10 protein-coding genes and 1 pseudogene are annotated in these 13,492 nt (G+C 70.0%); 5 read left to right on the top strand and 6 right to left on the bottom strand.

Annotated features, from left to right (window positions below; all coding sequences use genetic code 11):
• The first annotated feature begins 372 nt into the window (after positions 1-372).
• Together K8625_RS25735 and K8625_RS25730 are read left to right on the top strand one after the other, a co-directional pair.
• Positions 373-1,302 (top strand): hypothetical protein, encoded by a 930-nt coding sequence (locus tag K8625_RS25735; protein WP_223784180.1) that lies wholly within the window; start codon positions 373-375, stop codon positions 1,300-1,302.
• The gene (locus tag K8625_RS25730) at positions 1,299-1,754 is read left to right on the top strand and encodes a type II toxin-antitoxin system VapC family toxin (protein ID WP_223784179.1); all 456 of its coding nucleotides are present in this window, start codon (positions 1,299-1,301) and stop codon (positions 1,752-1,754) included. The genes K8625_RS25735 and K8625_RS25730 overlap by 4 nt, the downstream gene beginning before the upstream one ends.
• Positions 1,755-1,837: 83 nt before the next feature.
• Here K8625_RS25730 and K8625_RS25725 read toward each other — a convergent pair whose 3' ends face one another.
• The 6 genes from K8625_RS25725 to K8625_RS25700 form a co-directional block, all read right to left on the bottom strand.
• Positions 1,838-3,895, bottom strand: coding sequence for a serine/threonine-protein kinase (locus K8625_RS25725; RefSeq protein ID WP_223750943.1), 2,058 nt, complete (start codon positions 3,893-3,895; stop codon positions 1,838-1,840).
• 115 nt (positions 3,896-4,010) lie between these two features.
• On the bottom strand, positions 4,011-4,823 hold the full coding sequence (gene epsA / locus K8625_RS25720) for an exopolysaccharide biosynthesis glycosyltransferase EpsA (protein ID WP_223750944.1): 813 nt from the start codon (positions 4,821-4,823) through the stop codon (positions 4,011-4,013).
• Positions 4,820-7,021 carry a GH44 family glycoside hydrolase EpsB gene (epsB, locus tag K8625_RS25715; protein WP_223750945.1) on the bottom strand — a complete coding sequence of 734 codons (2,202 nt, stop codon included), beginning with the start codon at positions 7,019-7,021 and terminating at the stop codon, positions 4,820-4,822. Before epsB ends, epsA begins: the two co-directional genes overlap by 4 nt.
• A 29-nt stretch (positions 7,022-7,050) precedes the next feature.
• Complete coding sequence (gene epsC / locus K8625_RS25710; protein ID WP_223750946.1) at positions 7,051-7,614, bottom strand: serine O-acetyltransferase EpsC; 564 nt, start codon at positions 7,612-7,614, stop codon at positions 7,051-7,053.
• The gene (gene epsD / locus K8625_RS25705; protein WP_223784178.1) at positions 7,611-8,639 is read right to left on the bottom strand and encodes an exopolysaccharide biosynthesis glycosyltransferase EpsD; all 1,029 of its coding nucleotides are present in this window, start codon (positions 8,637-8,639) and stop codon (positions 7,611-7,613) included. Before epsD ends, epsC begins: the two co-directional genes overlap by 4 nt.
• Positions 8,636-9,157, bottom strand: a complete 522-nt coding sequence (locus tag K8625_RS25700) for a hypothetical protein (RefSeq protein ID WP_223750948.1) — start codon at positions 9,155-9,157, stop codon at positions 8,636-8,638. The genes epsD and K8625_RS25700 overlap by 4 nt, the downstream gene beginning before the upstream one ends.
• A 154-nt stretch (positions 9,158-9,311) precedes the next feature.
• On the opposite strand from K8625_RS25700, the gene epsE reads away from it, so the two are divergent.
• From epsE to K8625_RS25685, 3 genes and pseudogenes are all read left to right on the top strand, one after another.
• Positions 9,312-10,538 carry an exopolysaccharide biosynthesis GT4 family glycosyltransferase EpsE gene (gene epsE / locus K8625_RS44245; RefSeq protein ID WP_223784177.1) on the top strand — a complete coding sequence of 409 codons (1,227 nt, stop codon included), beginning with the start codon at positions 9,312-9,314 and terminating at the stop codon, positions 10,536-10,538.
• A gap of 274 nt (positions 10,539-10,812) precedes the next feature.
• Complete coding sequence (epsF, locus tag K8625_RS25690; protein ID WP_223750950.1) at positions 10,813-12,381, top strand: response regulator EpsF; 1,569 nt, start codon at positions 10,813-10,815, stop codon at positions 12,379-12,381.
• Positions 12,382-12,504: 123 nt separating this feature from the next.
• Positions 12,505-13,473: pseudogene (locus K8625_RS25685) on the top strand (hypothetical protein); the annotation flags it as partial.
• Between the last annotated feature and the right edge of the window lie 19 nt (positions 13,474-13,492).

Raw genomic sequence — 13,492 nt, 5'->3', positions numbered from 1 at the left:
ACGCCGAGGCTCGGATTCTCGGCGCTGACGGGTTTCGTGTTCATCCGGGATGGGATGTCGCGTCCACGTCCTGGGATGCCTGCTCGAAACAGTGGAAGGTTCGTGTGCGGACACCGGCCTCTCGGGTGGGCGGTCATCCGTGCGGGTGTGACGCCGTGGGCCTCGTTCGTGCAATCGCCGGCTTCGCTTTGGCCGAGGTGCCAGAGCTGTCTAGATTCATTCCGGCGGCGGGGAGGAGTGACACGGGGTCGACGTGGCACCGGGCATGACTCCCTTCACGCGAGGGAGGAGATGCATGCTTGAAACAGAAGTGACGCCTGCTTGCCTGAATTCGCGGCGAGTCCTCCACGGGCTTCATCCTGGAGGCCTGCCATGAGCCTGCTCCATGAAATCAAGCTGAAGGGGGCCGCGGTCCATCCGGAGCGAATCTCGGCGCCGTTGTTCCAGGACCTGCTGCACATCTTCGTGGAGGGCGCGCAGCGGGCCCTCCGCTTTCGCATTGAGGGACGCAGCACCGCTCGCGGAGGCATGCCCTCGTGGCTCAGGTCCGCCGCGCAGTTCGACCTGCTGCTGGAGCCGCAGTCCGAGGCCGGTGTCTTCAAGGTGGAGTCGAGGCCCCTGAGGCAGGTGCTCCCAGGACATCTGCGCTCGAGCGAGGCCTTGTCCGACGTGGGCGCGGAGGGGAGCGCGGTCGACTTGTTCGAGGCGGGGCTCGAGGATGCGCTCGCGGGCGTTGCGGACAGCGACAGGTTCGATGAGGGGCTGGTGGAGACCTTCAGTGCGTTCTCCAGGCTCCTCGACCAGGGCGTGGAGGGCATCGAGGTCGTCAACGGGCACACGTTCCACATCGACGCGGAGGGCGTGGAGCGTGTGGTGAGGTTGCGTCGGCAGACGCCTCCGCCCCGGGCCATCCGCATCGCGGGAAAGCTGGATGCCATCCGGCACAGCGACCGCTTCTTCACCCTGGTTCTGGAGGACGGTGCCGCGCTTCGAGGGGTCTGGGAGCGTCTGGAGTCCGACAGGGTGACGGCCTCGTTTGGTCAGAACGTCATCGTGTCGGGCGTGGCCGTGTTCCGTCCCTCCGGCTCGGTGTTGCGCATCGAGGCGGAGCACCTCGAGCCCTCGTCCGCGCAGCAGGCGGCGCTCTGGTCGGTGCTCCCAAGGCCGTTGTTCACTCCGATGGACCCGCGCGCGTTGAGGCAATCGCAGGATGAGCGCTCGGGCCTCCGCGCGATTTTCGGCCAATGGCCCGGTGAGGAGACGGAGCAGGAGCTGTCCGCCGCCCTGCGGGAGTTCTCGTGAGCGGGCTGGTGCTCCTCGATACGAACATCCTGGTGCACCTGTTGAGGGCCTCCTCGCTCGGCAAGCGGGTGGCGGAGGTCCATGGCTTGCTGAGCAAGGGCCACCGTCCGCTCGTCTCCGTCGTCACGGTGGGCGAGCTGCTGGCCTTCGCGAAGAAGCGAGCCTGGGGAGCGCAGAAGGTCTCGAAGCTTCACGAGCTGCTTCGGCAGCTCGTGGTGGTGGACATCCACCTGGACGTGGTGCTCGAGCGGTACGCGACCTTCGATGTCTTCTGTGGGTCGAAGGGACGAGTGCTCGGCAAGAACGACTTGTGGATCGCCGCCACCGCCTCGGCGGTCAGCGCGTTGCTGCTGACCACCGACAAGGACTTCGACCTGCTGCACTCCGAGAGCCTGCTGGCACGTTCCTGGTTCGACCCGGTACCTGCCGGCGAGGCGTCCAGCGGTGGGTGAGGGGGGCGGGGGGCACGTGCACGCTGCGCCGGTGCTCACGCCCTCGGAGCCACCTCGTACCTCGTCCGTTTGAGGGCCGCGGGTTACTTCGGAGTGGCCCCGTTGAGGACCTCTTCCCATCCATCCAGTGCGTCGTGGATTTGTGTGATGGTGGTGGGGGTCTTTGCCTTCATCGAGAGGTCGTGGATCCGGACCAACAGGTCCTCGAGGAGCTTGGGATACTCGCGCTTCGAGGCGCGCTCCAGGTAAACCGCCTTGAGGTGGATGAGGCGACGGGCGAGCCCTTCATCGTCCGGAGTCAGCGCTGGGGTGGTGAGCATCGCCAGGAATTGGGGCCCTGGTGCGCGGAGCGCCGCCTGGGGGGTCGGGGAGGGTGCGGCGGTCTGGGGCGGTGGGCCGTCCAGGTTGGGTTTCGTGGTGGTGTCGGATGCGGACCCGGCGGCTTGGAATGTGGGCAGGTCCTTGCTCAGCGCGGACAGCGCGGTGCTCACCTTCGTCACCTCGGACCGGGTTTTCGCGCTGAGTGCGCGCGCATGGAGGCTTTCGAGCTGCTGTTCGAACTCGGTGGAGCGCGTGCTCCCCGAGGTCTGCTTCAGGTAGCGCTCCTCGAGTTGATAGACGCGCTGGAGCAGCGTCGCGTCCAGAGGCGCCTTGGCGTTCTGGGCGAGGAATGCCTGGGGGTGGCGACTCATGACCGCGGGCACGGCGCCCTGCCGCTTGTTCGAACTCGCGGGAACCGCCGCGGCTCGCTTGGGAGGGCCGGACTTGGCCTGCTTCTCCGTCGTCGTCACGCTCTCCGTGAGGGCCGAGACGCGGGCCTGTTCGGTCGGAGCGCCTTGCTCTGTCTTCTCCGTGGCCGGGGCGTGCTTCGAGAGGGTCGAAGGAGGTGGTGGTTCGGGAGACGCCTCTGAACGTGCCACCTGGGGGGCCCCTGTTCGGACTGTCCCCGCTGGGTCGGGCATTGCCTGGGGCGTCTCGGTCCGAGCGGAGGGCGGAGGGCGGTGCTCGGCGGCTTGGGGCTCTCGAGCCGGAATCTGAGATGCGGTCGCCGTACTCGTCGTGCTGGATTGGCGTGAGCCCAGGAAGAAACTGCCCAGGGCGACGCTGGTGATGAGCGCTCCACCAACGGCCCAGGTTGAGCCTCGACTCCAGCGTACTCCGGGCAGCATGGGGCGGACCTGGGACGCGGTGGTCTTCGTCCTGCTCTCCGGGACGGGGAGTTGCGCGGGGAGCGGGACGGTGGCGGGGGCCGAGAGGACGGTGGGCGGAATCCGCTTCAACGCCTGTCGCACGGCCTCGGCGGACTCGGGCCGGAGCGCGGGGTCCTTGGCGAGCAGGTGGAGGATGAGCGTGTCGAACTCGGCGGGGAGCCCGGGGACACGGGAAGAGGGGAGGGGTGGAGGCTGCTCGATGTGAGCGAAGAGGACCTGGAGCTGTTCGCCCTTGAAGGGGCGCTCACCCGTCAGCATGTGGAAGGCCATCACGCCGGTGGCATAGAGGTCCGTGGCGAAGCTGACGGTGTTCCCGCGGACCTGCTCGGGGGCCATGTACTCGGGCGTCCCCAGGATGGTGCCATCGACGGTGGTGGGCCCGTCGGCGCTGCGCATCAACTTGGCGATGCCAAAGTCGACGAGCTTGACGGTGCGGGTGCCATCCAGGCCCTGGGCGAGGAAGACGTTGCCGGGCTTGAGGTCTCGGTGCACGACGCCCGCCTCGTGGGCCGCGCCGAGCGCCGACAGCATCTGGTCGAGAATCCAGACGGTGGTGTTCGGGTCGAGTCGGGTGTTCTGCTGGAGCAACGCCGCGAGGGACTGGCCCCGGAGCAGCTCCATGATGATGTAGGGCCGACCGTCCGGCAGGGTGCCGAAGCCGAAGATGTCGATGATGCCCGGGTGGCGGATGGCATTGACCGAGCGGGCCTCGATGAGCAGACGTTCCACCTGCTGCTGGGTGACGTTCTCCGCGCGGAGCACCTTGATGGCGACCTGTTTGCCTATCAGCGGATGGACGGCGCGATAGACGACGCCCATCCCTCCCTCGCCGATGCGCTCCTCGATGACGAAGTCATTGACCTGCGTCGAGACCAGCGAGTCCCTTCCCCGTGGCGCTCGTTCCCCTCGCGTCTTCTCGTTCGTACTCATGGCCTGACATTGAGCGTAGCCAGGGACTGTCAGGCCATTCAAAGACCGACAGGGAGGCCTTACCCACGCAATGTCAGGTGTTGGCCACCCGAGGGTGGCCATGGGTTCGCCAGCCCTACTCCGGCTTCCCGCCCGTGCGCTTCCACAGCTCGCGCGCCAGAATCGTGGCGAAGCGAGAGTCATTCAGGATGTACCGGCGCCACAGGCGCTTGGGCTCATTGGCCAGGCGGTACAGCCACTCGAAGCCCGCCTTGGCAATCCACTGAGGGGCGCGCTTCGCCGTGCCCGCGATGAAGTCGAACCCCGCCCCCACGCCAATCGCCACCGTGGGGCCCAGCTTCTGCGACACCTGCGAAATCCACACCTCCTGCTTCGGGCTGCCCAGCGCCACGAAGAGCAGGTGCGGGTCCTTCTCCCGGATGCTCGCGACAATCGGGTCGTTCTGCGCGTCCCCCGCGTCCGTGCGCACCATCGGCGAATCCCACCCCACCACCTCCACCCCGAACTTCTCCCCCACGATTCGCGCCACCTTCTCCGCCACCCCCGGGCCCGCGCCCAACAGGTACACCCGCCACTTGCGCTCCGCCCCCAGCTTCATCAGCGGCAGAATCAGGTCCGAACCCGCGATGCGCTCGGGCAACGCCACGTCCAGCGCCTTCGACGCCCAGACGATGGGCATCCCATCCACCACCGAAATCGCCGCGCGCGAGTACGCCTCGCGGAACTGCGCGTTGTCCTCCGCCAGCACCACGTGGTCCACGTTGGCCGTGAACACGTAGCCACCCTGGCGTGAGTCCACCAGCCGTCCAATCTCCAGCACCGCCTCCTCGAAGGTGAGCTGGTCGATGGCCAACTGGCCGATGCTCAGCCGAGGGTGGCCCGTGGTGAACGGCGTCGTCTGCTTCGTGTCCGGAGTCGCGGTACTCATGGCTTCTTCACCGTCAAATCAAGCACTGTCATCGAGTAGGGCGGCAGCCGCTGCGTCAGCCCCGCCGCCGTATGGTTTCCCGCCGGCTGCTGCAGGAACCCGCCCGGCGCGCCCGAGTACCCCAGCACGCGCACGTTCTCGAGCGTCCCACAGCCGTTCAGCTTCACCCGCGCCTGCGCCGCCTGGTCCGGGTCGAAGTTCAGCACCACCGCCACCACCTTGGTGCCGTCCTTGTTGCGCGAGGCGAACACGCTCGTGCCCTCCTCCGCCTTCGCCGGCACCCAGACGTCCTGGAAGCGGCCTCCCCGCCCGTCGAAGTCCCTGAACGCGCGGAACGCCCAGAACACCGGGCTGCCGTTCGTCGGGTACTGCCAGAAGTAGGCGGAGTAGATGTTCTCCTGCGCGAAGCGGCCCAGCGCCTCGGCCTGCGCCAGGCCTCCGCTCATGTGGCCGAACGCGCCGAAGTTGTACTCACCAATCGAGATGCGCCGGCCCGGGTAGTTCTGCGCAATCCACTCCTTCATGCGCGGGAGCAGCCGCACCGGCTCGCCAATCCACGACTCGTCCTTGTACGTCGGGTCCCACAAGGCGCGCGTGGAGCGGATGCGCCGCGCGTTCGTCTCCGGGTCCGTGTTCCCCTCCAACCCCACGCCCACGTTCGTCTGCGGGTAGAAGTGCAGGTCCACCACGTCCAGGATGCGCACGCCCGTCTTCTTCTCGTGCTCGCGCAGCTGCCGCAGGTACCAGGGCAGCAGCGGCACGTCCCCATGCGCGCGGCGGTCCGAGTGCGGCGCCTTGCCCGGCGCGAAGTCCGCCGCGGACCAGAGGTAGTTCGTCCAGCCCCACTCGGCGGGGCCCGCGATGAGCGCGTCCGGGTCCGCCTTCCGCACCGCGGTGCCGTACGCAATCGTGCGCGACAACAGCCCGTCGTACGTCAACGGCTCCGGGAACACATCCCGGTGCGTCGAGTTCCAGAGCATGGGCTCGTTGTCGAGGATGTACATGTGCACGCTGCGCTCGCCGCGAGCCGCATCTCGCTCGCGGATGGCGCGCACCCACTCGGCGACGAACTCGGGGGAGGCCTCGGTGCTCGTCTGCGACGGAGGCCCGGGCTTGAGCGGCGTGCCGTCGCGCGTGACGCCGTTGCCGGAGCCGTTGTCCTCGCCGCGCTGCGGGCCGAAGGTCGCCACCGGGAAGCCCACCGAGCGCGTGTCCTTGGCCACCCACCCGAGCAGCGGCACGGTGAGCGCGGAGCTCATCCCGTTCTTCCGGTTGGACTCGAGGAAGTCCGTGTAGCTCAGGCCGATGTCCACGTTCTGGAAGAACCAGTCGTTGGCCGTGTTCCACGCGCCGCCCAGCTTCCAGTTGTAGCGGGAGGTGGGGTTGCCGCCCCAGCGTCGCGTCGTCGCGCCCAGCTTGTACTGGTGCTGGTCCTTCTTCTCGCGAAGGCCGTCCAGCGCGATGCCGTAGATGAGCGGGCTGATGTCATGCCCGGGCGCCGTGCAGTCGATGGTCATCGACGTGTCGCGCCCGCTGCCCTTGCCCGTGCGGCCTCCACCGGCGGCCAGCGCGGCGGCCACGTCCGGCGGCAGCGGCACCAGCGCCACCTTGTCGAGCAGCACCCAGTCGCGCCCCACGTCCTTCGACGCGCGCAGCACCACGCGGTCGAACGCCTCCCCCTTGGGGTTGAGCAGCTCCATGGGGATGACGATGTCGGCCCACTCGCCGTCCTTGCGCACCTGCAGGTCCGCCGTCACGGGCACGCGCGGGAAGGACACCGCGCCGGGCGTGTCCAGCCGCACCTCCAGGAACTCGCCGTAGGCCTCCGGCGCGCTCAGGCGCAGGGACAGCGCCCCGAAGCTGCCCGACAGCTTGGGCTGATAGAGAATCCAGCCGCCGTAGTTGAACAGGCGCATCCGCGCCGGAGCGCCCTTGGGCAATTCGCGCGGCGCCCAGCCGATGTCCTTCCACCCGGCACCGAGGCCGCCGTCGTAGAGGACCACCGGCGCGGTGCTCGCCGCCTCGACGGCCGCGGGCTTCGTCTCGCCCGGCTTCGCGGCGTCACCCACCGCGGGCTTCACCTCGCCGGAGGGCTCACCGCCGCGCGCCAGCGCCACCGAGCCACCGGCGACCGCCAGCGTGCAGACCACCACGGCGGCGCCCGCCTTGCTCCGCGCACCCTTCACACCTGCCTCCATGGACTCAACTCCCCCGGGCCTGGGGGCCCTCACAGCACCACGTCGTCCGTGTCCTTGCGCGGGAAGATGCGCGCGGGAATCCCCACGGCCACGCTGTCCGGCGGCACGTCCTGCAGCACCACGGCGTTGGCGCCGATGCGCGAGCGCGCGCCGACGCGCACCGGCCCCAGGATGCGAGCGCCGGCCCCAATCCACACGTCATCCTCGATGACGGGGTAGCCGTTGTCCTTGGCGGTGCCCACGGTGTTGTTGCCGTAGAAGCGCACGCGGTCGCCGATGCGCGCGTCCCCGCCGATGACGATGCCCAGGCTGTGCACGAAGTACACGCCCTTGCCCAGCGTCACGTCCTTGCCGATCTCGATGCCCAGCACCGCCGTCTGCGCCACGCGCAGCACGTGGTTGACCAGGGGGATGTGGTAGTCGAGCGCGGCCTCGCGGGCGCGGTTGAGCGCGGTGATGCGGTACGAGTCGCTGGTGAGCACCACCTTGGCGACGGACTTCGCGTCGGTGTGTCCATTGGCGGCGCGGGCCAGCTCCATCGCATCGGAGACCAGCGCGCCAATCATCGAGCGCTTCGACTTCAGGAAGTTCATCGGTTCCCCCCGCCCTGGAGGTAGCGGACCACCTCACGGGCGATACCCGTCCAGCCGCCGGCCTCGTTGCGAGCGCCGCGCAGATACTCCATGCCGTACACCACCGACGTGCCCGCGAACGCGGCCTTCTCCAGGCCCAGCCTGTCCGCGGCCTTCGCGGCGCTCATCACCGCGCCCGTCAGCACGCGCGTGGCCTCGGGCGCGACGACGGTGGCCGCGAGCAGCGGGCGCGCCAGGGGGTTGGTCTCGAAGAGCAGCCGCCACGGATTGACGCCGCGCACGTCCGGGTGCTTGCGCGCCACGTGCGTGTCGAACATGCCGTAGCGGTTCGCGCGCTTGAGCCAGCGCTCGAAGGACACGTGGTCGCTGCCGTGCAGCACGTGCGCGTCGCTGGCGAACACGAACGCGCAGCCCGCCTTCTCCAGCCGCACGCCCAATTCCACGTCCTCGGACTGGCCCAGCGACTTGTCGAAGCCGCCCACGCCCACGTAGTCCTCGCGGTGGAAGGACACGTTGCCCGTGTACAGGTGGTTGCCGTGCGCGCGCGCGCCGGGGGTGGACAGCTCCTCCGCCATGCGGTGGTTGAGGTACGCGTACCAGCGCTCGAACAGCGGCATGTCTCCGATGGACGGGTCCGGACGGATGCGGCCCAGCACCACGTGCCGCGAGCCCTCCGGGTGGTGCGCCAGGTGCCGCTCGAGGAAGTCCTTCTCCACCTGCATGTCGTCGTCGGTGACGAGGACGATGTCCCCCCGCGCCGCGAGCACGCCCCGGTGTCGCGCCGCCGCCGCGCCCGCGTTGGTCTGCACCTCCACGCGCAGGGCGTAGGGGAGGCTCTCGCCGAGCGCGTCGAGCGGAGCCTTCACCGGCTCCTTGGAGCCGTCATCGACGACGACGACCTCGTAGCGCTCGGGCGGGAGCGTCTGCTGGGCGAGCTGCCCGAGCAGCCGGGTGATGAGGGGCAGTCGGTTGTAGGTGGCGACGACGACGCTGAGGCGGGGCGTGGAGGCGTCCGAGGGCGTCATGGCTTCTTCTTCTTGCGGGAGAAAAGACCCCGGCCCTTCTTCTGCCGGGGGAAGGTGACGCTGCCCACGAAGCGCTCCGGGCCGATGAACTCCATCGTCTTGCGCGCCGAGCCGAAGTCCGTCTCCCCCAGGGTGACGCACAGGAGGACGCCGTCGGCGGCGAGCGCCACGGGGAGGCTGGCGGGGCGGGTGAGGACGGAGTCGATGACGGCGACCACGCGCTCGCCCCGGGCCACGCGCTCGCGCAGCTCCAGCACGCGGCGGGGGGCCTCGGCGGGGGACAGGCCGATGGCGTCGTCCAGGTGGATCTTCTGCGTGGCCGCGTAGGGCGCGCCGGCCTCCAGGATGGCGGTGGCGGCCTCCAGCGCGGGGGCACCCGGGTGCGCGGGGACCACGGTGAGGAAGCTCCAGCCGGTGCGCTCCAGGGCGAACCACAGCCGCTGCAGTGCCGGTGAGGGCACGGTGCTGTCGGGAACCTCGGCGTCCGAGGTGGAGGGCGGTGCGCTGGAATCGGCCATGGAGCGCCGCCCGGTATAGCCCAACGCACGGTGTCGACCCAATGACCTGGCGGGCGGGCGGGGGAGCGGGTGCCCTGCGACCTGCCCCAATGAGTCCGGGGACTTCCGGGCCCTCCCCGTGGGGCCGTGGGAGCGGCCGTGTTATGGAAAGCAGGTGCCGAAGATTGGTTATCTCATCCCCGAGTTTCCCGGACAGACACACATCTTCTTCTGGCGAGAGTTGCAGGCCCTTCCCGGGAAGGGCGTGACGCCGGAGCTGGTCTCCACCCAGCCGCCGCCCGCGCGCATCATCTCCCACAGCTGGGCGCGCGAGGCCATGGCCCGCACCGAGTACCTGGCCCCGCCCGGGCCGCTCGGCGTGGTGAAGGCCGTGGCGGAGATTGCCCGCGCCATGCCCACGGGCTGGGCGCGGTGCCTGGCCTCCATCGCCCGCGCGGAGGGGCTGGACGCGAAGGGTCGCGCGCGGCTCCTGGCCTTCGCGGTGATGGGCGGGCGGCTGGCGTCGCTGGCGCGTGAGCGGGGGTGGACGCACGTGCACGTGCACTCGTGCGCCAACGCCGCGCACGTGGCGCTGTTCGCGAACCTGTTGTCGGGGCTGCCGTACAGCATGACGCTGCACGGGCCGCTGGACGACTACGGGCCGAACCAGCGGGAGAAGTGGCGGCACGCCAGGTTCGCGTTCGTCATCACGAAGAAGCTGCTCGGCGAGGTGAACCAGGAGCTGGCGGGGAGCCTGCCCAAGGACATCGAGCTGGCGCCGATGGGCGTGGAGCTGGGCAAGTTCAACCGCTCGACGCCGTACCAGGCGTGGACGGGCGAGGGGCCGCTGCGCGTCTTCTCGTGCGGACGCCTCAACCCGTGCAAGGGGCACGCGGACCTCATCGACGCGGTGGGGATGCTGCGGGCCAAGGGCATCGACGCGCGGCTGTCCATCGCGGGTGAGGACGAGGCGGGCGGCACCACGTACCGCAAGGTGCTGGAGGCGAAGCTCGCGGAGTCCAAGCTGGGCGACGCGGTGACGCTGCTGGGCGCGGTGGGCGAGGACGTGGTGCGCGACGGCATCGAGCGCGCGCACATCTTCGCGCTGGCGAGCCTCCAGGAGCCCTTGGGCGTGGCCATCATGGAGGCCATGGCCATGCGCGCGCCGGTGGTGGTGACGGGCGCGGGCGGGGTGAAGGAGCTGGTGGACGACGGCGTGGACGGGATGCTCGTGCCGCCGCAGACGCCCTCTGTCCTGGCCGAGAAGCTGGAGGCCGTGGCGCGAAATCCGCGCGAGGCCGAGCGGCTGGGTGAGGCGGGCCGTCGCAAGGTGGAGACGCAGTTCAGCAGCGAGCGCAGCGCGGACATGCTCGCGCTGATGCTCCAGCGCGCGGTGGGGTAGTCGAAAGCAGGGGGCGGGCGGGCCCCTGTCCGCCGCTCCCTGTCCCTCATGGGCGGCCTGCGCCTGCGTCACGGAGGGACGGCGGAGCGTGCCACCGCGTCGTCGGCTCCATACCCTGGGAGGAGAAGCGGGCGGGCGCCTTCGGGGCAGGGCGTCCAGGCGTCCGAGCGCGGGGTTCCCCGGTGAGGGGCCGGACCGGGGAGTTACATGGGGGCTGACCGTTGGAGCCGCGCTGATTAAGCGATGGGGTCTGACGGAGGGAGGGAAGGGAGGAATGGCCTTGGAAGGCACCGAGCAACTCACCCCCCATGCTCCTGCCCGGGTGGAGCCACGGACGACGAGCATCCTCCTGGTGGATGACCACGCGTCGAACCTGCTGGCGCTGGAAGCCATCCTGGAGCCCATGGGCCAGAAGCTGGTGAAGGCGGCCTCGGGGCCGGAGGCGCTGCGGTGGCTCTTGCGCGAGGACTTCGCGCTCATCCTCCTGGACGTGCAGATGCCGGGGATGGACGGCTTCGAGACGGCGCGCATCATCCGGCAGCGTGAGCGCTCGCGGTACACGCCCATCATCTTCCTCACCGCGCACGGGCGCGATGAGGCGAACCTGGTGAGCGGCTATGCGTCCGGCGCGGCCGACTACGTGGTGAAGCCGTTCCACCCGGAGGTGCTGCGCTGGAAGGCGGAGGCGTTCGTCGCGCTGTATGTCCAGCAGCGGGCCCTGCAGCGACAGGAGGCGGCGCTGTGGGAGCGCGAGCGGCGGATGCTCGAGCGACAGGGCGAGCTGCGCTTCCGCCGGCTGGTGGACTCGATGCCGCAGTTCGTCTGGGCGCTGCTCGCGGACGGCACCATCAGCTACGCGAACCGGGGCTGGCTGGACTACGCGGGGCTGACGGCGGAGCAGGGACGCCAGCGCGAGGAGAACCTGCGCTGCTTCCATCCCGATGACCTGGGGAAGGTCCAGGCGACGTGGGAGGTGCTGCGCCGCTCGGGGATGCCGGAGGAGCAGGAGTACCGGCTTCGGCGCGCGACGGATGGCGAGTTCCGCTGGTTCTTGTGCCGCACGCTGCCGGAGCGCGATGGCGCGGGGCGGCTCGTCGGGTGGATATCGACGGCGACGGACATCGACGACGCGCGGCGCGCGGTGGAGACGCTGCGCGCCACGAACGAGGCGAAGGACATGTTCCTCACCCTGGCGGCGCACGAGCTGCGCACGCCCCTGCAGGCGGCGCGCAGCTACGCGGACCTGGCGAGGAAGAAGGCGGGGGAGGAGCAGACCCCGAACGTGGCGCGGGCCCTGGAGGGCATCCAGCGCAGCGTGGGTCGCATGGCGCGGCTGGTGGAGAACCTGCTCGACATGGGGCGGCTGCAGCGCGGGGAGCTGTTGTTGGAGGAGGGAGACGTGGACGTGCGCGCGCTCCTTCACGAGGTGGCGGAGCACTTCGAGCCCTTGCCGGAGGGGCGGGACATCCACGTGGAGGCCCCCGAGGGGCTGGTGCTGCGCGCCGATGGCGAGCGGCTGGACCAGGTGCTCTCCAACCTGGTGTCCAATGCGCTGCGCTACTCGCCGGACGGAGGGGACATCCGCCTGCGGGCGCGCGAGGAGGGCCGGTGGGTGCACGTGGAGGTGCTGGACCACGGGCTGGGCATTCCGGCGGACCGGCTGGAGAACATCTTCGAGCGCTTCGGACGCGCGCATGGCGTGTCGTACGGAGGTCTGGGATTGGGGCTGGCCATCGCGCGAGGCATCGTCGAGCGCCACGGCGGGCGCGTCTGGGCGGAGTCCTCGGGGCGGCCCGGCGGCGGCAGCACGTTCCATGTCGTGTTGCCCCGGCCCGTGAGCTGAGGCGCCCGGGCCGGCGTGACGCGGGCGATGCGTGAGACACGTGTCGCATCGGCGTGGGATGTCGGAGTCGGTTGGTATGTGAAACCCATCAGGTGATTTCGGCGCCCATGCCGGAGGGCTGAGATGGGTCGTGGTCGGGCTGTGTCCTTGTGTCTGTGCTTGTTCATCGTGACGGGGTGCTCGACGACGCGGAGCGTTCGTCTGGAGCTGGGCTCGGGAGCGTCCGTCCGTCACCTCCCCGTCGAGGAGGACTCCGGGCCGGTGGAGCTGGGGGAGGACACGTTCCAGGAGGCGATGACGAAGCTCGCCCGGGACGTGAGGCCCTTCGCGCATCCGCTGCGGGAGGCGCGGCTGCGCTTCGGTGTCCCGGAGCGGGGCGGCGTGTATCTGTATGAAGGGCGCAGGCTCCACGCGGTGCAAGAGGGCGCGGATGAGACGTCACCGCACCTGCTGGAGTCGTATGCGGACGAGACGCTGACGCGCGGGTACGGCCGCTGGTGTGCCGGCGAGCTGCGCGCGGGGGACTGTCTGCGGTTGCTCGAGGAGGGGCCGCTGCTCGGCAGTGATGGCAAGTACGCGCTGGCGCTGGCCATCGCGATGGAGGACGTCTGGGAGGAGACGGCGGAGTCCCTGCGGGGGGTGGGGGACCCGGTGGCGCTCCGCGCGACGCTGACGTCCTCGGTGGCGATGTATTTGATGCTGTGGTCGCTGCCCGAGCCGGTGTCGAAGGGGCTGGCGGCGCTGCTCACCGCGACGGCGATGGCCTACCTGGGCGTGGACACGGTGTGGCGGGTGCTGGATGCGTGGGTGGTGCTGGTGCGGCGCGTGGACCTGGCGCGCTCGTTCGAGGAGCTGGAGGCCGCCGGTGAGGCCTACGGCGAGGTGCTGGGCGACGACGCGGCGCGGGTCTTCGTGATGCTGGCGACGGCGGCGGTGGGGCGCGCTGGAGGGCTCGCGACGAAGGGGCCGGGGCTGCCCGGCGCGGCGCGAGCGGCGGTGTTCCTGAAGGCCCAGGCGGGCTTCTCATATCCCGCGCTGGAGCGCGTGGAGTCGGTGGCGCTGACGGCGGAGGGCTTCACCGTGGGCCTGTCGGGCGGAGACTGAAGTGCCG

The sequence above is a fragment of the Myxococcus sp. AS-1-15 genome (assembly GCF_020037055.1).
GTDB classification, from domain to species: domain Bacteria; phylum Myxococcota; class Myxococcia; order Myxococcales; family Myxococcaceae; genus Myxococcus; species Myxococcus fulvus.
The sequence above is the reverse complement of the archived record's forward strand: the minus strand, read 5'-3'. Positions and strand labels throughout refer to the sequence as shown.